We start from the raw sequence: 23,277 nt of genomic DNA on the forward strand, positions 1-23,277 counted from the left end.
GAACGACACTCATGACCCTGCAAGAGAAACAACGCAAAGTGCTGCTGGCAGGTGCCACCGGACTCGTGGGCGGCCTGATGCTGAAGGCCCTGCTGGCCGACCGGACTGTCTCGGAGGTCCATGCGCTGAGCCGCCGCCCGCTGGCTGTGCACGACCCCAGGCTCCAGGTCCACCAGGTGGATTTCGGCCGCTTGCCCACGCTGGCGCAGGTCGACGAGGTGTACCTGTCCATGGGCACCACGATCAAGGTGGCGGGCAGCAAGGCGGCCTTCCGAGCGGTGGACTTCGATGCCAACCTGGCCGTGGCGCAGGCCGCATTTGCGGCGGGCGCGCGGCGCGTGGGGCTGGTCAGCGCAGCAGGGGCGAATGCCCGGTCGTCCATGTTCTATACCCGCGTCAAGGGCGAACTGGAAGATGCGCTCAGGGCCATGCCCTTCACGGCGCTGGTCATCGCGCAACCTTCGCTGCTGCTGGACTACCGGGACGGCCTGGGCCAGGCCACGCGGTACGGCGAGATCATCGCGATCCCCGTCGCCAGACTGCTCGCGCCGATCCTGCCCGGCGCCTACAAGCCCGTACACGCCGAGGCCGTTGCCCAGGCGCTGGTACGAACCGTTCCCACGTCCCGGGGCGTGGTGGTCCTGCCTTCTGCCGAGCTGGCCCGGCTCGGCGCCGCGCAGAATTGAGCGAGATGGGAACGCGTCGGCTGCGCGCAGGCCTGCCTTTGATGCTGGCGATCGACGTGCTGATCGCTCCGCCGATCGCGCCCGCGGGCGTGGGCGATGCCGAGGGCCGGGAAACGGCACGGCGCCTGGGCTACGAGGCTGTCGTCGCGCAATTGCCTGCCATCCGGTCGGTCTTGCAACGCCACGGCCTTGCAGCCCAGGTTGCACAGGCGCGAACGAAATTGCGCTGAGCCACGTTCAGGCTGGCGCCGATCGCCATCCCTCTGGCGCGCGTGGCGAGTTCGCTGCGCAGCGTGGCCCTCTATGGTGAAGGCATCTTCACTCCATGAGGTTTCGCGATGATCGCCCGACGCAATCTTCTTTCCGCCGCCCTGCTGATTGGGCTGCTGGCCAGCCAGACGACCTTCGCGCAGGACGGCTGGTCGCTCGCCAGGCAGGCCGATGGCATCAGGGTCTACGTGCGCAACGTCGACGGATCGCCGCTGCGCGAATTTCGCGGCGAGGTGCAGATCCGGGCTACCCCCGATGACGTCGTCAAGGTGCTGCGTGACGCCGATGCCTACCGTCAATGGATGCCCGACGTGGCCGCTTCCGAACTGCTCAAGGCCACCGACACCGAGCAGTTCCATTACCTCGACAACAAGGCGCCCTGGCCGGTTTCCAACCGCGACGGCATCTACCACTTCACCTACACGAAGGCCGGCGACGGCGCGGTCACCGTGCGCGTGGAGGCGGTCCCCGACTACCTGCCGTTGCGCGAGGGCAAGGTGCGGATTCCGCAGGCCAAAGGTCAGTGGAAGCTGGTGCCCGACGCGGAGGGTGTGAAAGTCACCTATCAGATGCATGCATCCCCCGGCGGCGCCATTCCCGACTGGCTGGCCAACCGGACAGTGGTGGACACGCCGTACGGGACGCTCAAGGCACTGCGCAGCCGTGTGCAGGAGGCCGGCCGATGAACATCGCGCCCCGTGCGGCGGCGCGGATCGCAAGCCGTTTGGCACATGACGCGAGGCAAGCGGCCTGCTTTTCCTGAAAAGCTAGCGGCAATTCAACAAAACGAGGTGCGACATGTCCACCACAGGAAAGAGAAAAACGGCCCTGGTCACCGGCGCATCGTCAGGCATGGGCAAGGCCATTGCGCAGCGTCTGATCAAGGACGGCTATCAGGTCTATGTCGCTGCACGCAGTGTCGACAAGATGGACGACCTGGCGCGACTCGGCGCCGAGCCGCTGCGCATGGACCTCTCCAGGGACGACGAGATCGTCGATGGCGTCAAGTTCATCCTGTCCCGGACGGGCGGGGTGGACGTGCTGGTCAACAACGCGGGTTTCGGCCTGTATGGGCCGGTCGAGGAAATCGGCATCGACGAGGCGCGCTACCAGTTCGAGGTCAACCTGTTCGGCGCCGCGCGGCTCACGCAACTCCTGCTGCCGGCCATGCGGGCCAGGCGCTCGGGATACATCGTCAACATCACCTCGATGGGCGGCAAGATGTACAGCATCCTGGGGGCCTGGTACCACGCGACCAAACACGCACTGGAAGGCTGGTCGGACTGCCTGCGCCTGGAAGTGGCCGAGTTTGGCATCAAGGTCGTGATCGTCGAACCCGGCGTGATCGAGACGGGCTTCGGTGATGCCGCCACCGACAGCATCGTCAAGCGCTCGGCCAGCGGCCCGTATGGCCGGCTGGTGCAGATGGTGGCCAAGTCGATCAAGAACACCTACGGACACGGCACCGGTAGCGATCCGCGCGTGATCGCGGATGTGGTCTCCAAGGCCGTCTCCAGTCGCAAGCCGCGCACGCGCTATGCGGCCGGCAAGTTCGCCAAGATGCTGATCCGCATGCGCGTCTGGCTGGGCGACCGCATGTTCGACCGCATCATCCTCAGTCAGACGCGCTGACAGACCGTACGGCTTTTTTCCCCAACATGGAGGTATGCGATATGACATCGAAAGTCTGGTTCATCACGGGCGCTGCGCGCGGATTCGGGCGCATCTGGGCAGAAGCCGCGCTGGCGCGCGGCGACAGGGTGGCTGCAACGGCCCGCAACGCCGGCTCACTGGACGTGCTTGCGGAGCGCCATGGCGACCGCGTACTTCCCCTGGCCCTGGACGTGACCGATGCGCAGCAGGTTGCGGACGCAGTCACGCAGGCGCACCAGCATTTCGGGCGACTCGACGTGGTGCTGAACAACGCCGGCTACGCGTTGGTCGGCGCCATCGAAGAAGCCACGGTCGACGACGTGAAAGCCGAATTCGAGACGAATTTCTTTGGCGCGCTGCGCGTCATCCAGGCGGCGCTGCCTGTCCTGCGGAGCCAGGGCAGCGGGCATATCCTGGGCGTCTCCAGCGTAGCGGGCATCGTGGCCGGTCCCATTTCCGGCTTCTACAACGCCTCCAAGTGGGCGCTGGAAGCCCTGCACGACAGCCTGGCGCAGGAAGTCGCCAACTTCGGCATCAAAGTGACGCTGATCGAGCCCGGTGCGTACGCGACCGACTTCGCGAGTCCCGCGTCCCTGAAGATCTCCGAGGGGCTGGAGGCCTACGCCGCGCTGCGTCAGCAAGCGTTCGCGCGGGGTGCGGCCATGGAATTCGGCGAACCGCAGGCCACGGCGCAGGCCGTGCTGCAGGTGGTCGATACGGACCAGCCGCCGTTGCGTCTGTTCCTGGGCACCGAGGGCATGCCCGTCGTGCGCGCGGCCTATGCGGCGCGACTGGCCGAGTGGGAGCAATGGGAGGCCGTATCGAATGCGGCCCAGGGCGTCTCGATCCGCCAGGCCATCGTCACCTGAGGTCGTGCCGTGGCCGATGCCATCGGCATGTCCGGCGGGTGCCGTTCGGCGTATTCGCGGGCCGAGGGGGCCTCGAAGCTGCGCTGGCCGGCCCACCGCCGATCGCCAGCTGCCTTTGCATGGAAGGGAAAGCCGCGATAGCCCTTTCGTGTGCGATGCCCCGCCGGCCGCCTATGACGCGTTTGTTACGTGACAATTGTCCACTAAATTGAGACAGCCAATCTTGTTGTGACGGATTGATGATTTCCGGTGAGACAGTAGACTGCACCCGTGCTTCGCCAGAACCGCTCCGCAGCGCGCCACGACGGCGCGACCGGACGGATTCTTCGGCAGCGGGCCGGCCGGCCCGCGGTTCGATCGTGCGAGGCGGGTTCGTTGTCGATCCGTGGGTTCGCCGTTGCGGCGGACGTCGGCACCGAATGCGTCAAACCGTCAAATCAAGGTGATTGCTATGCGTTACGTTTCGCTGGAGTCGAAGAAGGACGAGCTGCTGCTGGCGGCTCGCGTGCTGCTGATGATCCTGTTCGTGCTGTTCGGCTGGCAGAAGCTGAACGGCTTCTCGGGCACGGTCGCGTACATGGCGTCGACGGGTGCGCCGTCGCCGGAGCTGTCGGCGGTGATCGCGGTGGCGGTCGAGCTGGTCGGCGGTGCGCTGATCGCGGTCGGGTTCTATACGCGTCCGCTCGCGCTGGTGTTCGCGGTCTATACGCTCGCGACCGCGTTGATCGGGCATCGCTACTGGGCGCTGCAGGGCATGGACCAGTACCTCGCGATGATCAACTTCTACAAGAACATCAGCATCATCGGCGGGCTGCTGTTGCTCGCGGTGAGCGGGCCGGGGCGGTATTCGTTCGACCGGAAGTAAGCGGCGCGAGAATTCGTGCTGCACGACGGGCCCGGTGCGTGGAAGCGCACCGGGCCCGTGTTTCATCATCCGCGCGTCGTCGAGGTGCGCGCGAAATCGACATCGGTTGCCGGTTCTCGTATAGATTGGGGCCCCTCGTCCGCTTTCATCGTTGGCTACCGTGTCGCACCCGACCATCCTTCTCATCGGCGCGTCCGGCCTCCTCGGCCGTGCGGTTGCCGCATCGTTGTCCCGCGAAGCGTCGCTGACGCTCGTCGCAACCATCCGGAATCCGGACACCGCGGGCGCACGGCGCCTCGCATTGCCGCCGGACAACATCGTCCGACTCGACGTGCTCGATCAGCCGGCACTCGAACGTCTGTTCGACACGCGCCGCCCGGCCGCCGTGATCATCTGCGCGGCCGAGCGCCGCCCGGACGTCTGCGAACGCGACCCCGCGGCCGCGCGCGCGATCAACGTCGACGCGCCGGCCCGCATCGGCGCGCTCGCCGCGCGCTACGGCGCGTGGACGCTCGGCATCTCCACCGACTACGTGTTCGACGGCAAGGCCGCACCGTACCGCGAGGATGCCGTGCCGAACCCGCTGAACATCTACGGCCGCACCAAGCTGGAAGGCGAGGCCGCGTTGCTCGCCGCGTCGCCGCTTGCCTGCGTGCTGCGCCTGCCGTTGCTCTACGGCCCGATCGTCGACTGGCGCGAGTCGGCCGTCACGAGCCTCGTGCCGGCGATCGTCGCGTCCGCGCGAGCGGGCGCGGATGCGGTCGGCATGGACGCGTGGGCGATCCGCTATCCGACCTACACGCCGGACGTGGCGGACGTGATCCGCGACCTGACGCTGCGCCAGCTCGCGGGCTCGCCGGTCACAGGTATCCGTCATTGGTCGGGTGAGGAACCGATGACGAAGTACGACATCGCGCAACGGATCGCGGCCGCGCTCGGCATCGACGCCGCGCTCGCGCGGATCGACACGCCGGCCGATGCGACGCCGCGTCCGTACGACTGCCATCTGGATGCATCGCGCGTGCGTGCACTCGGGATCGATCATGCGACGCCGTTCGCGACGGGGCTGCAAGCCGTGTTGCGTGACGCGCTGCCGCTGCCGTAAGCGCGGCGCGCCGCAATGCCGCAACGTGTGGCAGCGGTCGGCGCCGGGGCGCGGCTGGACGTTACACTGCGCAACATTCCCGTTTGGCGGGAAGCGTCCGGGCCGCGAGGCGGCCCGTCCGGTTCGCCGATACCCTGGCGCATTCGAAAAATCACGCGAGCAAGCGAGAGCCGATCGTCGCGTGTCTTCGTATCGGATGCGATCGCGCGCGCGACCTCGTGCGTGCCCGTTCCCGGCCGACTGCTTTCTGGCCGCGTTGCCGGACGAAGCGAAACGTTACGTCATCCATATCGATCTCGACACGTTCCATGCGCCGTGGCTCGGGACGAGCCCGGCTGAATCGGGATCGATCGTGTCACCTGTCATCGTGGTTGCATCCGCAACTGTGGGTTGCGGACGCAATCGTGGATCGATTCAGCAGTGCCGGCGACGTGCGGAGGATTTCGCGCTGACGACCCTACTGCGATTCGAGCCATGTGGCGACCGCATTGGCGTCGTCGGCATCCAGCGTATGAGCAACGGCTGTCATGACGGGGGAATTGGCACGTGTCTCGTTCTTGAAGAACTCGATCTGCCGAAGCAGATAGTTCACGTGTTGTCCGGCAAGCCGCGGGAACGCGCCGGCACCCTGGCCCTGCGGGCCATGGCACGACGCGCATGCCGGGGTCCCCCGGTGCGGTACGCCATGCTCGAAAATATCCTTCCCCCTTGCCATCAGCGCGGCGTTGCCTGCCTTGCCATGCACCGGTTCCTGATGCGAGTAATAGGCGGCAAGCGATGCAATCGTCGTATCGTCGAGCCGCGACGCAATGCCCCACATATACTCGCGCGCATGCGTCTCGCCCCGCGTGTGCTCGCGGAAGCCCTTGAGCTGCACAGTGAGATATTCCGGTGTCTGAGCGCTTAGGCGCGGGAACATGGGTGATTCGCTGTGTCCCCGTGCACCGTGGCAAGTGGCACAGACCTGCCGAGCCAGTTGCTCCCCGTCCTCGGCGCGTGCATGCGACGGGACGCTGCCGATCGCGATGACGATCGGTAGCAGTGACATTGGCAAGAAAAATATCTTGTTCATCTTTCTTTGCTTCCAGTCGAACCGCGGTACAGCCAAACAGCCGGTATCGGTCGCTTGCGTTGGTATCGATGTCTTCCCTGGCGGGCTCATACTTGCGTAGCGATACTGAATACAGTGTGAGAGCGCCGGAGACGGGCATCTTGATTGAAGTCAAATACGAGTGTATTTCGACGCTCGCCGTGGGTGTCTCGCTGGTCCATCGCTGTGGCCCATCTTTGCACGATCGCGCTGACGGCAGAGCGCATCCGGACCTCGAAAACCAGGTGCCGGATCGATGACAAGCACGAGCGATTCGGTCGGCAGGGCGCCTGTTCGAATCGGCCGACGCATGCCGACTTCGCGCGTTGCCGGGCCGGCACACTCTTTGATCTCCCTCAAAGCCGTCGCGTCGGCACACTTTGATGTCGAGCCGCAGCCGACCAAGATGGAAATTGTGGGCACTGGCTGACGGGCTCGCCGAGCAAGCGAGTCGATCGAACGATCGCCAGTGCATTCCGCCTGTTTCCGTGAGGTCTGGTATGTCGTCGTTGGGGCCACGGGCCGCGATCACCGTCATCCTCCGTGAGCACGAGCGGCTGTCTGCCGTCGTCGAGGGCATGCGGCGCTATGTCCATCTGCTTGCGGGTGGCAAGCCCGTTCCGGGTCTCATGGTGTTCCGGGCGATGCTCTATTACATTCGAGAGTACCCCGAGCAGATACATCATCCGAAAGAGGAGCGCTACCTGTTTGCACCATTGCGGGATGTGGCTTCCGAATTCGACGGCGTGATCGACGAACTGGAGACTCAGCACGCGCGAGGTGACGGGATGTTGACCAATCTCGAACACGCGCTGACCCGGTACGAGTTGAAGGGGGCGCCCGCATTAGCGGCACTGGTGGCGCTGGTGGATGAATATGCCGAGTTCTATTCGGATCACCGGTTTACCGAGGAGACGCTGATTTTGCCGGCCGCGAGACGTTTGCTGTCAAACGAGGACTGGGCGGAACTTGATCTCGCCTTCGGAGCCAATCGCGATCCATTCGACGGGGTCAAGCTCGAAGCCGATCTCGGCAAGCTGTTCTCGATGATCGTCAACGCGATTCCGGAAACGGAAGATTAGCGGTTCGCGCGTCAGTCTCGGCCGAGGCTCTCGACCGAGCCAGGATGCCGGCTCCGTGTGTGCGACGCGCTCAGCGTGCGTCGTCTGCAAACAGCCGGTGCTCGGGTTCGGCCTGCTCGGTATCGAGACATTGCACGCGCCAGCGACCGGCATCCGGCGCGTGATGGGCATGCGGGTACCAGCGTGCCATGCCGGATGCGCCGACACTCGGTGCTTTGGCATTGCCGGACGCGAAGCCGTCAAGGACGATGAGCGGACGGCTGGCATCGGGCACGGCAAGCCGGATGCCGTCGCCGGTCCGGGCAAGCGTCCCCCATGAGGGCATTGCCATCGCGTAGTGGCCTTCACACGACCACTTTTGCTCGTCGAAATCAAGCCAGACGATCGCATACGCCGACGGGCCGGCATGCGCGAACGTGTCGAGATGAACGGTAATGCGCATGGTGGATTCCTGTGATGAGTGACTGCCGACATCCGGTGAGAGGGCATGGGTCCAGTCTAGGTTTGGCCGTGCGCCCGGCCTTGACGCACGTCAACCGGTCAAGCGGCATGACGGCCATCGACGATCGCCGGCTCGACGACTTCCGTCGTGGCGCGCATGCGAAGGAGTGCGAGCGGCAGCGACTCGCCGCTGCATCACTGCGCGTACGCGGGCTACGACAAGCGTCGCGGCGGCTGCCGCCTGATCCTGACCAACTGCATCCGCCACGGGCCGGCGTCGCGGAACCGCGCCGCGCATCCGGATTTCCGCGGACATCTGGCCGGACGCGTCGCCCACGCGAGCGCGCCGAACGCCGCGCGCGGTGCGAAGCTGCATGCGCGGATCGCGCGGGACGGGTGCCGCTTCGGCACGTGAAACGCCGTGCCGGCGTCGAGGCTCGCGGGCCAAGGCCGGCGAGTGTGCGCCGGACCGCAAAAGTCCTCGAACATGACGGATGCGCACTGCTATCATTCGCGCCATGCCGCGCCTGTGCCAGGGTGCGGCGCCAGGCGGCGAGGAGGTCGCCGCCGAAGGCTCGCCGCGCGTTCGAACGCGGCGCGCCAGGTGTTGCGTGCCGATGTCATGCGGTTTTCGACGATGGTGTTGCGTTCGGCACACTTCGAAACCCTGACAGACGCCGGCAAACGATTCACACATCGCAACACAGATTGGCGGAACTTCGTGATAGGTTCTGCCATCGGAGGTTTTTTGAATAAAAACATGCCCAAAGAGGATGAATACATGACCCAGGCTCTGCAGGAACTCGAAGCACAACTTCGGGACCTGAACATCAAGCTGTCGGAAGCCAAGCAGAAGGAGAAGCAAGCCGCACTCGCGGCATTCAGGGAGCAGGTCCAGCTGTTGGGCATCTCGCAGCAGGAAGTGCTGAGCGCCCTCGGCTACATCGTCCAGCGGAAACGCAAGGCGCCTGCCAAGTATTACGATCCGACGACCGGCCGCTCGTGGTCGGGCCGCGGCCCGCGACCCAAATGGCTCGAAGGCCGGGATCTCGATACGCTGCTCGTCGACCGCGAGGCCAAAACCTGGTGGCCCGGGGACGATCAGGGCTGAGTCAGCACCGCGCCGGCACCGCGCCGGTGCCGTTCGACCCGCGCCGGCCTCACCACTCCCGCTTCATCCCGTTCTTTCGGTGTCCCGGCCTGACTGCGGGATCGCCGGCTTCAACATCTTTCAAATTTATTACCGCCGCTGCCCGCTTCCGTTCCCGGAAGCGGGCAGCGCGGCGCTTTCTGCGTGCGACCGTGCACGGGCCCGTCATGCGCGGGAACAGGCTTTAGAATGTCGCCCGGACATTTCCGGCGGGACACCATGGCAGCAAACATGAAATCTTCGGCGCTCGACGATCCGGCGGCGCCGCGCGGCGGGCAGGTCGGGGCGTACGCGTGGAAGGCGCTGGCCGGCTCGGCGATCGGCTACGCGATGGACGGCTTCGACCTGCTGATCCTCGGCTTCATGCTGCCGGCGATCACCGCGGCGTTGCAGCTGACGCCCGGGCAGGGCGGCGCGCTCGTCACGTGGACGCTGATCGGCGCCGTCGCGGGCGGCATTTTGTTCGGTACCCTGAGCGACCGCTACGGCCGCGTGCGCGTGCTGACCTGGACGATCATGCTGTTCGCGGTCTTCACCGGCCTGTGCGCGTTCGCGCAGGGCTTCCGGGACCTGCTCGTGTATCGCACCATCGCGGGCATCGGCCTCGGCGGCGAATTCGGCATCGGCATGGCGCTCGCGGCCGAAGCGTGGCCGGCGAGCAAGCGGGCGCGCGTGTCGTGCTACGTCGCGCTCGGTTGGCAGGCCGGCGTGCTGCTGGCCGCGCTGCTGACGCCGCTGCTGCTGCTCCATATCGGCTGGCGCGGGATGTTCGTGGTCGGCGTGTTGCCCGCGCTGCTCGCGTGGGTGCTCCGCAACCGGCTGCACGAGCCGGAAGTCTTCGTGCGGCGCGCGACGCGGCCGCGCGCCAACGCGTTCCGGATGCTCGTCGCCGACGCGCGCACCGCGCGCACGAGCCTCGGCATCGTGATCCTGTGCTCGGTCCAGAACTTCGGCTACTACGGGATCATGATCTGGCTGCCGACCTTCCTGTCGAAACAGATGGGCTTCTCGCTGACGAAGTCGGGGCTGTGGACCGCGGTGACCGTCGTCGGGATGATGATCGGCGTCTGGACCTTCGGGCAACTCGCCGATCGCATCGGCCGCAAGCCGACGTTCCTGCTGTACCAGCTCGGTTCGGTCGTGACGGTCATCGCCTACGCGCGCCTGTCGGACCCGACGGCGATGCTGTGGGCCGGCGCGCTGATGGGGATGTTCGTCAACGGGATGGTCGGCGGCTACGGCACGCTGATGTCCGAAGGCTATCCGACCGCCGCGCGCGCGACCGCGCAAAACGTGCTGTGGAATATCGGCCGTGCGGTCGGCGGCTTCGGGCCGGTGGCGGTCGGCGCGCTGGCCGCGCGCTACTCGTTCCAGACGGCGATCGCGCTGCTCGCCGGCCTCTACGTGCTCGACATGGTCGCGACGCTGTTCCTGATCCCCGAGCTCAAGGGCGTCGAACTCGAATGACGATGCGCGGCGCGCGGTCGGGTTTCGCAGCCAGGTGGCGCGCCGCGGTTCAATTCAACGATTCATCACATCACCGGAATACACGATGCAACGCAACCACCGAACGATCGGCGTGATGGGCTCGGGCAAGGAGCCGTGGCTCGCATTCTCCGAGCCGCTCGGCGCATGGCTCGCGCAGGCCGGCTTCAACCTGCTGACGGGCGGCGGCCAAGGCGTGATGCTGGCGGTCGCGCGCGCGTTCGCCGGCGTGCCGGGGCGGGCCGGCCGATCGATCGGCATCCTGCCGACGCAGGCCGATCCGCACGCGGGCTTCGTGCCGCTCGACGGCTACCCGCATCCGTTCGTCGAGATCCCGATCCTCACGCCGCTGCCGCGCCGCGAACCGGGCGCCGATCCGCACACCATCAACCGGAACTACGTGAACGTGCTGAGCAGCGACCTGATCGTCGCGCTGCCCGGCGGGCACGGGACCGCCGAGGAGATCGCGCTGGCGCAGCGCTGGCGCAAGCCGCTCATCTGCCTCGGGCCCGACGGCGCGTTTCGTGAGCTCGCCGCGGGCGCGACGTGCACGTCGTCGCTCGACGACGTGATCCGCTTCATCGACGCAGCGTTCGCGGCGGCGTTGCCGCATGCGGAGCCGGCGCAGCGATAGTGCGGCCGCGGCCGGGCGTCAGTCGCCGGGTGCGGGTGCCGACGGCGGCTGGTCGTGCAGCCGGTCGAGCGCGGCGCGTTCGGATCGGCGCGTCGCGCGTCCGCGGCCGTTTCCCGAAAAGTGGGTGATCGGCGCGGGAGCGCGTCGGTGCGTGCCGGCGATCTGTCGGTGCGGCTCGACTGGCCGTCCCGCGCTGGTCAGCGCCCCGTCTTCAGTTGCGCCCACAACCGGTTCTGGAGCCGGCGAATCTCGGGCGGCATCGGCTTGAGCAGCGTCATCTTGCTCAGCACCTCGTCGGCCGGATAGACCGACGGATCGCGCGCGATCGCGGGCTTCACGAACTGGCGCGCGGCCTTGTTCGCGGTCGGGTAGAACACCGCGTTGGTGATCCCCGCGTTGACCTTCGGGTCCTGCAGGTAGTTGATCCATTTCAGCGCGGCATCGCGGTTCGGCGCATCCTTCGGAATCACCATCATGTCGAACCAAAGCAGCCCGCCTTCCCGCGGATTCGCGAAGCGGACCTCGTACGGACGCTTCGCTTCCGCCGCACGGCGATGCGCGATGCCGACGTCGCCGGAATAGCCGAACGACACGCACAGGTCGTTGTTCGCGAGATCGTTGATGTAACCCGACGAGTTGAACTGCGTGATGTACGGGCGCACCTTCTTGAGCACCTCGTATGCGGCGCGGTAATCGGCCGGATTCGTGCTGTTCGGATCCTTGCCCATGTACTGCAGCGTCGCGGCGAACACGTCGACGGCCTGGTCGAGGAACGATACGCCGCAGCTCTTCAGCTTCGCCATGTTGGCCGGGTCGAACACCAGCGCCCAGCTGTCGACCGGCGCCTTGTCGCCGAGCGCCTTCTTCACCGCCTGCACGTTGTAGCCGATGCCGTCGGTGCCATACGCCCACGGCACGCCGTACTGGTTGCCCGGATCGGCGTCGGCGACCATCTTCATCAGCAGCGGATCGAGGTTCGACAGGTTCGGCAGCTTCGTCTTGTCCAGCGGCTGGTAGACGTTTGCCTGGATCTGCTTGGCCATGTAGTTCGACGTCGGCACGACGATGTCGTAGCCGGAGTTGCCCGACAGTAGTTTCGCCTGCAGCGTGTCGTCGCTGTCGTAGTTGTCGTAGCGCACGTGCAGGCCGGTCTGCTTCTGGAAATTCGGGATCGTGTCCGGCGCGATGTAGTCGGACCAGTTGTAGATGTTCAGCTCGCCGGCGGCCTGGGCGTGTGGGGTGACGACGGCGGCGATGCCCGCGACGGACATCATGGCGGCGGTTGCGATGGTGCGGCGAAGGGTGCGGAGTTGCATGGCTTGTCGTTCGTATCGGGGGGCTCGGCGGTTGGCTGCTCGCCGCGCCACGGTTCAAGGGATGGACGTGTGCAACCGGCCGGCGCGCGAAACGAACGCCGGCGGCGCATGATGATCAGGAGTCCGTTCGGTCTGCGCAGCGAATCGTGCCGACACGCAACGCGAGCCGATCCTGTCGTGAGTCACGCGACACGATGCGCAGGTCGAACGGAACGGAGGGGGGGCGCTAAGGCAGCAGCGACGCCACGTCGTCGGTGTGGATCGCGACGTATGCGCGCGCGGCGACGGCGTTGTGACGGCGGACGGAACGGCGGGACAGGATGGTGTAGATCGACAGATGCAGGCGAGGACTTTGCCGGCGGTCACTGTCGTCGGTGGACGAGATCGATGCACGCACGTTGCGCGCATCGCCTCGTCTCCACCGCACCAGCGGGCCACGGATTCTCACGATTGCTCTCGACCGGGTTGTTGAAAGTATTGAACACCTGGCGACTCGCGGACGCTGGCCGTTTCACGTGTCGATCGTCGCATTTGCCGCGCGGGGGCATCGGGACCGTCAAGCAAAACGAAAGCATGATGCAAAGCGAAATCGCCGAAACATCGCGTTCCTGTGAATCATCAGGTAAATCGCTGTAAGGATGTCTCCGGATTTTCCCTAGTGATTCGCACGTCGATGGATCGGGGCCGTCGAGCGTGAGTGCCAAGGCGTGCGTGACGTGTGCCGGTCGGGATGCGGCTGAAGTGATGAGAATATTCGACAGATTGCCGGCAGCACATGCGACATTTGCGGTTCGCGGCCGGCGTCACGAATGTCGGCCGCGGGGAGAAGCAACGCGCGTGCGGTCGTCAGGCGACCCGGATCCCCAGATTCTCGATCAGCATCGCGGCCTGGTCATACGAGATGGTCGCGCCGCGCAGCACGCCCGACGCGAGCAGCTTCGGCGTGCCGCCGAGCTCCACGTCGCGCAGGTCGGCCCCGTCGAACCGGGCGCCGTTCAGATGCGCGTTGCGCAGGCTGCCGCCTTCGAACACGGCGTCGCGAAAGTCCGTGCCGGCGAGATCGGCATCCGAGAAGTCGAGCGCCACGAGCCGCGTTTTCCGGAACGAGAAGCGGCGCAGGCTCGCGCCGACCAGCAACGTGTTCGCGAATTCGATGCCGAGGGACTTGCATTCCTCGAAATCGGCGCCGGTCAGCCTGCATTCGTCGAAGCGCGCCGAGCCGAGCTTGCTGCGGCGCCAGCTCGTGTTGTTGAGATCGCAGGACTGAAACTGCGCGTCCTCGAGGTCGGCCGACGCGAAGCTCGTCTGGCGCGCGCGGCAGCGAATCCACGCGGTCTGCGCGAGCGTCGCGCCGACGAACGACGCTTCCGCGAGCGCACAGCGCTCGAATCGCACGCCGCGCAAATCGAGCCGCGACAGGTCCGCACCTTCGAGATCGCAGTCTTCGAGACGAAGCGGCGCAGGCGAGCCTTCGACGAGAAGCAGCAGGTCGGCGCGATCGAGCGTTCGGCCGGAGACGGAAACTCCGCAGGTCGTCATGGGGTAGTCCGGTGTGAGTTGAAATGTTCGAGGCCGGTATCGGATGGTATCGGCCGGGCTGCGCGACATCGCGCGGGCGCCGCCGCTCAGCGCGCGGCCTTCATGCGGGCCGCGACCGGCTTGCCGGCCGGCTCGCGCTGGAACGTCCACAGGATGCGCATCTGCGCGCGCATCGCCTGCTCGTCAGCCGGAACCAGGCAGTACGCGAGCCCGATACGGCTGATCAGCGCGATGATGTCGTCGAGCGCGGGCACCCGCGCGCCGTGCATGGCGACATATTCGCGGTACGGCTTTTCGAGCACGCGCTGCCACATCGGCGCGATGTTCTCGACGATGTAGCCGAACACGTCGGTGGACAGGCTCGTGGCCAGATAGTTGTGGTGAAAGCCGCCGTGATGACGATCGCGATAGCGCACCGCGAAGCACACGCTCACTTCGCAGTAGGCCTCGAAGTCGTGCTCGAAGGCGGTGAGCGCGCGCTGCATCTCGTCGAAGAACTCGGCGTTCTGGATGCCGATCACGCCCTGGATCAGCTCCTTTTTCGTGCCGAAGTAGCGGTACAGCGTGCGCCGCGAAATGTTCGCGCGGCGTGCGACGTCGTCGATCGACAAACGGTCGATCCCGTGCTCGATCATCGCGTCGAGCGTGGCGCGCAGGATCGCGCTTCGCCCGTCGTTGACGCTGTCCATCCTGCTGGCGTCGCCCCAGCGCAGTTGCCGATCCATACCTTTCCTCGTTGCCGTGCGTCGCGCGGCGTGTGCCGATGAGCCGACCGAATACGTCGGTTCGGAATTTTCGCACACGTTGTCACAAAAATGGAATTTGTGCCATTATGCGTCACAAAATAAGTTGTTTGTGCCATAGCGCCGGGTGCATCGACCCGCCCGGCGCATTCCCGGCAAGGTCCGCCACGCAGGTGCAGGGCTGCGCCTTTCGACTGGAAGGAGACGATCCATGACCGAATCATCCGCGCCGGCCACCCGGCATCCCGTTCACCGGATTCATGCCGCACCCATCGACGCGCGCTACGCGCGCGGCTGGCATTGCCTCGGGCTCGCCGACGACTACCGCGACGGCCGTGCGCACGGCCTGTCGATCTTCGGCACGCGCGTGGCGGTGTTCCAGGGCGAGGACGGGCAGTTGCGAATCCTCGACGGCTACTGCCCGCACATGGGCGCCGACCTCGGGCGCGGCCACGTCGACGGCAACGCGCTCGTGTGTCCGTTTCACGGCTGGTCGTGGGCCGGCGACGGCACCTGCACTGCGATTCCGTATTCGCAGCGCATCCCGCCGAAGGCGCGCATCAAGTCGTGGCCGGTGATGGAGCAGAACCGCCTGCTGTTCGTGTGGAACGATCCGGAGGGCAATGAGCCCGATCCGGCGGTCGAGATTCCGCGCATCGACGCGTGCTTCTCCGATGCGTGGAGCGACTGGGCGATCGTCAAGTGGGTGATCGACACGAACTGCCGCGAGCTGATCGACAACCAGTCCGACATGGCGCACTTCGGCCCCGTGCATGGCGCGCCGATCGACTACTTCTGCAACACGTTCGCGGGCCCGGTGGCCTACCAGAAGCTGCGCGGCGGCAGCACGCGGCTGGCCGGCAGTGGCGGGTTGACGGCCGACTCGGCCTACTTCGGCCCGGCATACCACGTCACGCTGATGACGGGTGAAGCGCAGGGGCAGCCGCTCAGGTCGATCCTGCTCAACAGCCACGTGCCGATCGATACGAACAGCTTCGAGCTGCGCTTCGGCGTGATGGTCGAGAAGAATCCGGCGCTGACGGAAGAACAGAATCGCGCGATGGTCGACGGCTACGTGCTGGCCGCGCAGTCGGCATTCCGCGAGGACGTCGCGATCTGGGACCACAAGACGCGCGTCGACAATCCGCTGCTGTGCGAAGGCGACGGCCCGATCTATCGGCTGCGCCAGTGGTACCAGCAGTTCTACACGGACGTGGGCGAGCTGCCCGCGCGGCACGCGAGCGTCGAGGTGCACGAATACCGCGGCGAGCACGGCGCCTGGCGCCAGCTCGCCGACGTGCCGGCCGATGCGGCAAGCTGCCTTGCCACGATCTGAGCGGAGGCGATCATGTACGACGATCGACACGATTCGTTCGGCGACGCCACGTACGACGTGGTGGTGGTCGGTTCCGGCGCGGGCGCGATGACGGCGGCGCTGCGCGCGCACGACCAGGGGCTGTCGGTACTGGTGGTCGAGAAGAGCACCGTCTATGGCGGAACCACGGCGGTGTCCGGCGGCGGCATCTGGATTCCGTGCAACGACCAGATCGCCGCGCTCGGCGACAGCGATTCGTATGACGAAGCAATCATGTATTTGCGCGACGTGGTCGGCGAGGATTTCGACGCGCAGCGCATCGATGCGTATCTCGACAACGGCCCGAAGATGGTCGCGTATCTCGCGAAGCACGCACACACGCGGTTCAATGCGGTGCCGCGTTATCCCGACTACTACCCGGACCGCAAGGGCGGCAAGCCCGGCTACCGGACGATGGAGCCGGCGGCGTTCGATGCCGCGCGTCTCGGCGCGCATTTCGACACGTTGCGCGCGCCTTCACCGGCGACGCTGATCGGCGGGCGCATCGCGATGACGCAGATCGAGGCGCACACGATCCTCGCGAAGGAGCGCGGCTGGCTGCGGCTCGCCGTGCGCCTGATGCTGCGCTATGCCACCGATTTCAAATGGCGGCGCCGCACGCCGTGCGACCGGCGCCTGACGCTCGGCAATGCGCTCGTCGCGAGCCTGCGCGCGGCGCTCGAGCAGCGTGGCATCGCGCTGTGGCTCGCAACGCCGATGCGCTCGCTGCACACCGACGGCGCACGCGTGAACGGTGTGGTCGTCGAGCGCGACGGCCGGCCGTTCGGCATCCGTGCGACGCATGGCGTCGTGCTCGCGTGCGGCGGATTCGAGGCGAACCAGGCGATGCGCGACCAATACCTGCCGAAGCCGACGCGCGCCGAGTGGAGCGCGGCGCCGCCGATCAACACCGGCGACGGCATCCGCGCGGGGCTCGCGCTCGGGGCCGACGTCGCGCTGATGGACTTCGTCTGGGGCGTGCCGACGGTGCGCGTGCCGGGCGAGGAGAAGCAGCGCGGGCTGTTCGTCGAGCGCTCGGCGCCGCGCTGCGTGATGGTCAACCGGCTCGGGCGGCGCTTCGTCAACGAATCGGCGCCGTATCCGGACGTGATCCACGCGATGTATGCGGACCATGCGAACACGCAGGCCAACGTGCCCGCGTGGCTGATCTTCGATGCCGAATATCGCAAGCGTTATCCATGCGGCGTGCTGCTGCCCGGCAGCGTGCAGCCGGACAGCAGGATCCCGCCCGGCTGGCTCGACTCGGTCATCTATCGCGCGGGCACGCTGGCCGAGCTGGCCGTGAAGATCGGCGTGGATGCGCAGGGGCTCGCGCAGACGGTCGAGCGGATGAACGGTTACGCGCTCACCGGCATCGATACCGAATTCGGCAAGGGCGGCAACCTGTTCGATCGCTACTACGGCGATGCGTCGTCGAAGCCGAATCCATGCCTCGGGCCGATCGAGCGTGCGCCGTTCTATGCGCTGCGGGTCGACCCGGGCGAGATCGGCACGAAGGGCGGCTTGCGTACCGATGCGCATGCGCGCGTGTTGCGTTCCGACGGTTCGGTGATCGACGGCCTCTATGCGCTCGGCAACACGTCGGCGGCCGTGATGGGCAAGACCTACCCGGGCCCCGGCTCGACGATCGGGCCGGCGATGACGTTCGGCTATGTCGCGGCCGATCACATCGCGGCCGCGCGTTCCGACCGCTTCCTCTAGTCGAGGCCTTGACCTTGAAGTCGGGTTGAATCTTAGAGTGCCTGCTGACGGTAGTGAATCGGCAGGCCCGCACGTTGCCTGCGACGATCAATCTTCGACGAGAGGCAACGCAGATGGACAGGCGCTTTACACAGGTCGAATTCGGGCCACACAAGGTCGATGTGCCCGAAGGCGGGTACTACGACCGGTTCCGGATGAATCCGGATCTCGACGCGGTCGCGCGGGATCCCGCCGCGGGGAACATCGATTTTTTCCGTCGGATTCCGAAGCGTCAGGTCGCGTCGCGCGTCGGTCCGACCTGGGCGCCAAATTTCTACTATCGCTCCAGCAGCATCCAGCTGCTGTTTCTCGCGCCGCTCGAGCGCCTGCGTACCACGCTGCCGGTGCCGCTCGAACCGCTGCGCGCATTTCCCGGTTACGGGCTGGTCGCGCTGACGTTCTTTTCGTATTCGGTCTGCGACAACGATCCGTATGACGAGGTGTCCGTCGCGGTCGTGATTCGCCGGCCGGGTGCGCGCGGCTCGCATGCACTCGAGCTGCTCGACGCGATGCGGCGCCGGAGCTTCTTCGCGCATGTGCTGGCGCTGCCCGTCACCACGGAAATCGCGCGGGTGCGCGGCGTGCACGGCTATCAGCTGCCCAAATGGCTCGCCGATATCGACATGAACATCGGCGCACGCGTGAGCGCGCGGATCGCCGGGATGGACGGCCGGCCGGACCTGACGCTGAACGCACCGTCGCCCGCGCTGATCGACGTGCCGTCGCAGTCGCGGATGGGCACGAATACCATGGTCAATCTCGTCGACGGCGTGTGGCACCAGAGTTCGTTGCAGACCAATACGCTATCGTTCGCACAGCGCGTGTTGCCGCGCGGCATCGAGCTGGTGCGGCACGGTGGGCCGCTGAGTCAGCTGCTCGACGGGCTCGGTGTATCCACCATCGTGCGGTTCGACGTGGTCAAGGATGCCCAGCTGGTGCTGAATCTGCCGACGCCATTGGGGAGCGTTCGATGAATCCGTTCGATGAATCCGGCTGCTCGTAACCAACCCGTTTCAGAGGAAACATCAATGACCCAGCCGACCCGTGATCTGGATCTCGTCGTATTCGGTGCCACCAGCTTCGTCGGGCAGATCCTGACGCGCTACCTGTCCGAATACCTGTTGGGCAGCGGAGAAACGCTGCGCTGGGCGATCGCCGGCCGCTCCGAGGCGAAGCTCCGGCAGGTCAGGGGCACGCTGGGCGCCGCATGGCAGGCGCTGCCGATCATCGTGGCCGATGCGGCCGACGAAGCGCGGTTGCGTGCGTTGTGCGAGCGCACGCGCGTCGTCGTGTCGACCGTCGGCCCGTACGCACTGTATGGCGAGCCGCTGGTGCGGATCTGCGCGCAGACCGGCACGGACTACTGCGATCTCACCGGCGAGACGCAGTGGATCAAGCGGATGATCGAACGGTACGAACCGGCGGCCAGGCAATCGGGCGCGCGCATCGTGCATTGCTGCGGTTTCGATTCGGTGCCGTCGGACATCGGCGTCCTGTTCCTGCAGCAGCACGCGCGGCGGCAGTGGGGCCGGCCGGCTACGCAGGTGAAGATGCGCGTGAAGACGCTGAAGGGCGGCGCGTCGGGCGGAACGGTCGCGAGCGTGATCAACGTCGTGCGCGAAGCCGCGGCCGATCCCGCGTTGCGCCGCGAACTGCTCGATCCGTATGCGCTGTGTCCGAACGATCATCGCTTTACGGTGCGGCAGCACGCGGTCCGGTCGGCGGAATTCGATCGCGACGGCGGCACGTGGATTGCGCCGTTCGTGATGGCGGCCATCAACGAGCGCGTCGTGCATCGCTCGAACGCGCTCGCGGACGACGCGTACGGCAGCCGGTTCGCGTATGACGAGGCGGTCATCACGGGCACGGGTTTCATGGGCCGCTTCGCCGCGCTCACGATGGTGGCCGGCCTCGGCGCATTCATGGCGGGCGTTCTCGTCAAGCCGGTGCGCAGCCTGATGGAGCGCTTCCTGCTGCCGAAGCCCGGCGAGGGGCCGAGCGTCGCCGCGCAGCTGGCCGGCCGTTTCGACCTGCGCTTCTTCGGCCGCGCCGACGACGGGCGGACGCTGCGCGTGAAAGTCACCGGCGATCGCGATCCGGGCTACGGCTCGACCGGGAAGATGCTGGGCCAGGCCGCGCTCAGCCTTGCGCTGGATTGCAGCCGCGACGGCGAGAAGACCGGGCGCGGCGGCGGCTTCTGGACGCCCGCGACGATGTTCGACGAGCGCTTCGTCGAGCGCCTCGTGCGTCATGCCGGGTTGCGTTTCGAGGTGCTTTGAGCGCGTGGCGCACGCGTCCGGGTCGACAGGAATCGACGCGCCGCCATTTTGTCGGATGGCAGGACACATACCCATGGCCTCGATACGCTTGCCGAGGCAAACCGTAACCTTTAAGTGAAGTTCAAGGGCAGGCGTTTTTCGCCTTGCCTTTGCGCGCCCACATCGCCCATGACGGGGCCGGGAAGTGCCGGTACGGCGCGGAGTGGCTGACGTTCGCGCGCCGCGCGATTTCAGTCGTTCGCGCCGGCGCGCGGCGTCTTGCCGGTCCAGCGCCGGTACGCGTGGCGGAAGCTGCGCGGCTCGCTGTAGCCGAGCCGCTCCGCGATCGCGGCGACGCTCAGCGCCGGCTCGTCGAGCAGCCGCACCGCCTCCTGACGACGCACGTCGTCGAGCAGCGACTGAAACGTGATGCCGTCCTTGTCGAGCCGGCGTCGCAAGGTGCGCTCGGTCAGGTGCAGCGCGTTCGCGAGCGACGTCATCGACTTGAAGCGCGCGAGGTCGCGCGCCATCAACTCCTTCGCGCGATCGGCGAAACGCGTGCCGACCGACGCGGCCCACTGCCGTTCGAGCGCTTCGCATTGCCCGTGCAGCGCATTGAAGCTGACTTCGTTCGCGAGCCGCGGGGCTTCCGTGCCGTTCACGCTCGTGAACACGAGCCGGTTCTCGCCCGCATTGAACGTGACCGGGCAGTCGAAGTGGCGTGCGTAGTCCGCGCCGTTGCGCGGCGTGCGGCGGGCGAGATGCAGCTGCGCGGGCCATACCGGCTTGCCGACCAGATCGGACACGATCAGGCGCAGGCTCGACAGGCACATGTCGGTCTGGAACACCTCGAGGTCGGGTTCGCCGTTGTAGCGGCCGATCGTCACGCTCATCCCGTCCGCGTGCGCGTGCACGCGCACGTCGAAATACAGCCCCATGAACAGCGGAAACTGGCTCATGCACCGGAACGCCTGCATCACGGAGCCGCTGATCAGCATCGCGTAACCGGCGAGGCCGAGCGTCGACACATGGAGCCGCGCGCCGATCGACAGGCCGATCGACGGTACGCCGCTGCAGCGCAGCAGGTTGCGGAAGCAACGCTGCTCCTGGCCGCGATTCACGTGCAGGTTCGGCGACGCGACTTCGGCCGCGCCGAGGCCGGTGCCCTCGAGCAGCGCGGCGCCGTCGATGTGCCGGACGCGGCATTCGTCGAGCGCGACCGCGATCGCGTGCACGGTGGCGGGAATGTCTTCCTGGCGTCCGGCCGGACGCGCGAGGCCGAGCGCCGAACGCAGGCTGCGTTCGGCGCGGCTTTGGGGTCGATGGGACTTGCTGTCCATGGCGAGGGGCGGCAACGGGTTCGCGTAGAACATAGCCGGAATGTCGGCGAAACGCCAGAGGGTACGCATCACCGGGGGGGGGGCGGCCGCCCGCCACGCGTCCGGAAATATCCCCCGATTACGTCCGCTTTTCTCATTCGTCGTCGATTTTTTGGCGCACCACACTCGTTTCCGGATCGCGCAATGCCCGCATTGCCGACGAGACGAGTGTTGATGTCATGGACCACGCCACGTGAGGACAGCATGAAAGACACCAGGCCGGAGCAGCACACGCCCAGCGCCGCGACAGACGACGTGCGGGCACGCACGGACGGGCACGCCGACGCAGGGCCACGCGCCGCGCATTCGCTCGGGCTGTTCACGCTGGTGATCTTCGGCCTCGCATACATGCTGCCGATGACGGTGTTCACGACCTACGGGATCGTCACGCGCGAAACCAACGGACACCTGACGATCGCGTATGCGGTCACGTTGGTCGCGATGCTGCTGACCGCGCGCAGCTACGGCCACATGGCGCGGCTGATGCCGAGCGCCGGTTCCGCCTATACGTTCGCGAGCCGCAACTTCGGCACCTCGGCCGGCTTCATGGTCGGCTGGGCGCTGCTGATGGACTACCTGTTCATCCCGATGATCAGCTACCTCGCGATCGGCATCTACATGAAACAGCTGTTCCCGGCCGTGCCGGTCAGCGTGTGGATCGTCGCGAGCATCGCGCTGGTCACCGGGCTGAACATCGTCGGCATCCGGCTCGTCAACCGCGTGAACCTGATCCTGATCGCGAGCCAGCTCGTGTTCATCGCGGTCTTCGTCGCGGCGGCCGCGCATGTCGCGAGCGGCGAGGGGCTGGCGCCGACGCTCGCGCTGCCGTCGTCGGACGACGCACGGGCGATCTTCGCCGGGTCCGCGATCCTGTGCCTGTCGTTCCTCGGCTTCGATGCGGTGTCGACGCTGTCGGAGGAAACGCGCGAGCCGCGCCGCACGGTGCCGCGCGCGATCCTGCTCTGCACGCTCGCAAGCGGCCTGCTGTTCATGCTGATCGCGTATGCGGGACAGGTGGTGTTCCCGGACTGGCATGCGTTCAAGGATCTCGATTCGGCCAGCCTCGAACTGATGCGGCGCATCGGCGGCGGCACGCTGTCGGCGCTGTTCGTCGCGGTCTACGTGGCCGGCTGTTTCGCGAGCGCGATGGCCGGCCAGGCGAGCGTCACGCGCGTGCTGTTCGCGATGGGCCGCGACCGCGTGCTGCCCGAGCGCGTGTTCGGCCACCTGCATGCACGGTTGCGCACGCCGGTGCGCGCGACGCTCGCGGTCGGCGTCGTGTCGCTGTCCGCGTTGTTCATCTCGCTCGATCTCGCGTCGACGATGATCAGCTTCGGCGCGCTCGTCGCGTTCGCGGTCGTGAACCTGTGCGTGATGCGCAGCTATCTCGGCCGCCCGGAACATCGCCGCTTCGCGGGCTGGATCAGGTTCGGCGCGGTGCCGGCGCTCGGCTTCGCGATGAACGTCTGGCTGTGGTCGGGCCTGTCGCGCCAGACCTTCTACGTCGGCATCGGCTGGCTCGTGATCGGGCTGTGCCAGCTGCTGTGGCTCACGCGCGGCTTCACGCGCCCGGCGCCGACGCTGTCGATGAACTGAA

General features: G+C 66.6%; 23 protein-coding genes and 1 pseudogene. 17 read left to right on the plus strand and 7 right to left on the minus strand.

The genetic code is table 11. The features are described from left to right. Window positions 1–11: 11 nt before the first annotated feature. From PL79_RS12720 to PL79_RS12750, 7 genes are all read left to right on the plus strand, one after another. Window positions 12–686 carry an NAD(P)H-binding protein gene (locus tag PL79_RS12720; protein ID WP_044847695.1) on the plus strand — a complete coding sequence of 225 codons (675 nt, stop codon included), beginning with the start codon at window positions 12–14 and terminating at the stop codon, window positions 684–686. A gap of 41 nt (window positions 687–727) precedes the next feature. Continuing rightward, complete coding sequence (locus PL79_RS12725; protein ID WP_135801044.1) at window positions 728–916, plus strand: hypothetical protein; 189 nt, start codon at window positions 728–730, stop codon at window positions 914–916. Window positions 917–1,024: 108 nt separating this feature from the next. Further along, window positions 1,025–1,642 carry an START domain-containing protein gene (locus PL79_RS12730; protein WP_044847693.1) on the plus strand — a complete coding sequence of 206 codons (618 nt, stop codon included), beginning with the start codon at window positions 1,025–1,027 and terminating at the stop codon, window positions 1,640–1,642. Window positions 1,643–1,754: 112 nt separating this feature from the next. Continuing rightward, a complete protein-coding gene (locus PL79_RS12735) occupies window positions 1,755–2,588 on the plus strand; it encodes an oxidoreductase (protein ID WP_044847692.1) in 834 nt (277 codons plus the stop codon). A 41-nt stretch (window positions 2,589–2,629) separates the two neighbouring features. Then, on the plus strand, window positions 2,630–3,478 hold the full coding sequence (locus PL79_RS12740) for an SDR family oxidoreductase (protein ID WP_044847691.1): 849 nt from the start codon (window positions 2,630–2,632) through the stop codon (window positions 3,476–3,478). 451 nt (window positions 3,479–3,929) lie between these two features. Further along, complete coding sequence (locus PL79_RS12745) at window positions 3,930–4,343, plus strand: DoxX family protein (protein ID WP_044847690.1); 414 nt, start codon at window positions 3,930–3,932, stop codon at window positions 4,341–4,343. 160 nt (window positions 4,344–4,503) lie between these two features. After that, a complete protein-coding gene (locus tag PL79_RS12750) occupies window positions 4,504–5,448 on the plus strand; it encodes a dTDP-4-dehydrorhamnose reductase family protein (RefSeq protein ID WP_044847689.1) in 945 nt (314 codons plus the stop codon). A gap of 457 nt (window positions 5,449–5,905) precedes the next feature. Here the strand turns inward: PL79_RS12750 and PL79_RS12755 are convergent, their stop codons facing one another. Continuing rightward, complete coding sequence (locus PL79_RS12755; RefSeq protein ID WP_052664811.1) at window positions 5,906–6,520, minus strand: c-type cytochrome; 615 nt, start codon at window positions 6,518–6,520, stop codon at window positions 5,906–5,908. 518 nt (window positions 6,521–7,038) lie between these two features. On the opposite strand from PL79_RS12755, the gene PL79_RS12760 reads away from it, so the two are divergent. After that, the gene (locus PL79_RS12760) at window positions 7,039–7,620 is read left to right on the plus strand and encodes a hemerythrin domain-containing protein (RefSeq protein ID WP_044847688.1); all 582 of its coding nucleotides are present in this window, start codon (window positions 7,039–7,041) and stop codon (window positions 7,618–7,620) included. A 70-nt stretch (window positions 7,621–7,690) separates the two neighbouring features. Here PL79_RS12760 and PL79_RS12765 read toward each other — a convergent pair whose 3' ends face one another. After that, window positions 7,691–8,062 (minus strand): DUF3564 family protein, encoded by a 372-nt coding sequence (locus tag PL79_RS12765; protein WP_044847687.1) that lies wholly within the window; start codon window positions 8,060–8,062, stop codon window positions 7,691–7,693. Between the two features lie 237 nt (window positions 8,063–8,299). Between PL79_RS12765 and PL79_RS12770 the strand changes: the two are divergent. The 4 genes and pseudogenes from PL79_RS12770 to PL79_RS12785 form a co-directional block, all read left to right on the plus strand. After that, window positions 8,300–8,476 (plus strand): annotated as a pseudogene (locus PL79_RS12770) (reverse transcriptase family protein); the annotation flags it as partial. 366 nt (window positions 8,477–8,842) lie between these two features. After that, the gene (locus PL79_RS12775; protein WP_044847685.1) at window positions 8,843–9,172 is read left to right on the plus strand and encodes an H-NS histone family protein; all 330 of its coding nucleotides are present in this window, start codon (window positions 8,843–8,845) and stop codon (window positions 9,170–9,172) included. Window positions 9,173–9,430: 258 nt separating this feature from the next. Next, window positions 9,431–10,678 (plus strand): MFS transporter, encoded by a 1,248-nt coding sequence (locus PL79_RS12780; protein ID WP_044847684.1) that lies wholly within the window; start codon window positions 9,431–9,433, stop codon window positions 10,676–10,678. 85 nt (window positions 10,679–10,763) lie between these two features. Next, window positions 10,764–11,330 (plus strand): DNA-binding protein, encoded by a 567-nt coding sequence (locus PL79_RS12785; RefSeq protein WP_044847683.1) that lies wholly within the window; start codon window positions 10,764–10,766, stop codon window positions 11,328–11,330. Between the two features lie 197 nt (window positions 11,331–11,527). Here PL79_RS12785 and PL79_RS12790 read toward each other — a convergent pair whose 3' ends face one another. From PL79_RS12790 to PL79_RS12805, 4 genes are all read right to left on the minus strand, one after another. After that, window positions 11,528–12,604, minus strand: coding sequence for a polyamine ABC transporter substrate-binding protein (locus PL79_RS12790; RefSeq protein WP_409364348.1), 1,077 nt, complete (start codon window positions 12,602–12,604; stop codon window positions 11,528–11,530). Window positions 12,605–12,872: 268 nt separating this feature from the next. Then, window positions 12,873–13,043, minus strand: a complete 171-nt coding sequence (locus PL79_RS12795; protein ID WP_193759844.1) for a hypothetical protein — start codon at window positions 13,041–13,043, stop codon at window positions 12,873–12,875. 449 nt (window positions 13,044–13,492) lie between these two features. Continuing rightward, window positions 13,493–14,185, minus strand: a complete 693-nt coding sequence (locus PL79_RS12800; protein ID WP_044847680.1) for a pentapeptide repeat-containing protein — start codon at window positions 14,183–14,185, stop codon at window positions 13,493–13,495. 86 nt (window positions 14,186–14,271) lie between these two features. Beyond that, window positions 14,272–14,910, minus strand: coding sequence for a TetR/AcrR family transcriptional regulator (locus PL79_RS12805; protein ID WP_082088699.1), 639 nt, complete (start codon window positions 14,908–14,910; stop codon window positions 14,272–14,274). A 229-nt stretch (window positions 14,911–15,139) separates the two neighbouring features. On the opposite strand from PL79_RS12805, the gene PL79_RS12810 reads away from it, so the two are divergent. The 4 genes from PL79_RS12810 to PL79_RS12825 all read left to right on the plus strand — a co-directional run bounded on the left by PL79_RS12810 (window position 15,140) and on the right by PL79_RS12825 (window position 20,322). Then, on the plus strand, window positions 15,140–16,264 hold the full coding sequence (locus PL79_RS12810; RefSeq protein WP_044847679.1) for a Rieske 2Fe-2S domain-containing protein: 1,125 nt from the start codon (window positions 15,140–15,142) through the stop codon (window positions 16,262–16,264). 12 nt (window positions 16,265–16,276) lie between these two features. Next, on the plus strand, window positions 16,277–18,004 hold the full coding sequence (locus tag PL79_RS12815; protein ID WP_044847678.1) for an FAD-binding protein: 1,728 nt from the start codon (window positions 16,277–16,279) through the stop codon (window positions 18,002–18,004). 113 nt (window positions 18,005–18,117) lie between these two features. Further along, window positions 18,118–19,017, plus strand: a complete 900-nt coding sequence (locus PL79_RS12820; protein ID WP_044847677.1) for an acetoacetate decarboxylase family protein — start codon at window positions 18,118–18,120, stop codon at window positions 19,015–19,017. A gap of 54 nt (window positions 19,018–19,071) precedes the next feature. Continuing rightward, on the plus strand, window positions 19,072–20,322 hold the full coding sequence (locus tag PL79_RS12825) for a saccharopine dehydrogenase family protein (protein ID WP_044847676.1): 1,251 nt from the start codon (window positions 19,072–19,074) through the stop codon (window positions 20,320–20,322). 230 nt (window positions 20,323–20,552) lie between these two features. Here the strand turns inward: PL79_RS12825 and PL79_RS12830 are convergent, their stop codons facing one another. Next, window positions 20,553–21,641, minus strand: a complete 1,089-nt coding sequence (locus PL79_RS12830; protein WP_044847711.1) for an AraC family transcriptional regulator — start codon at window positions 21,639–21,641, stop codon at window positions 20,553–20,555. 243 nt (window positions 21,642–21,884) lie between these two features. Here PL79_RS12830 and PL79_RS12835 point away from each other — a divergent pair, with 243 nt between their 5' ends. Further along, window positions 21,885–23,276: an APC family permease gene (locus tag PL79_RS12835; RefSeq protein ID WP_044849288.1), complete on the plus strand. Its 1,392-nt coding sequence runs from the start codon at window positions 21,885–21,887 to the stop codon at window positions 23,274–23,276. Window position 23,277 lies beyond the last annotated feature (1 nt).

The organism is Burkholderia sp. USMB20 (assembly GCF_000949135.2).
Classification (GTDB): Bacteria; Pseudomonadota; Gammaproteobacteria; order Burkholderiales; family Burkholderiaceae; genus Burkholderia.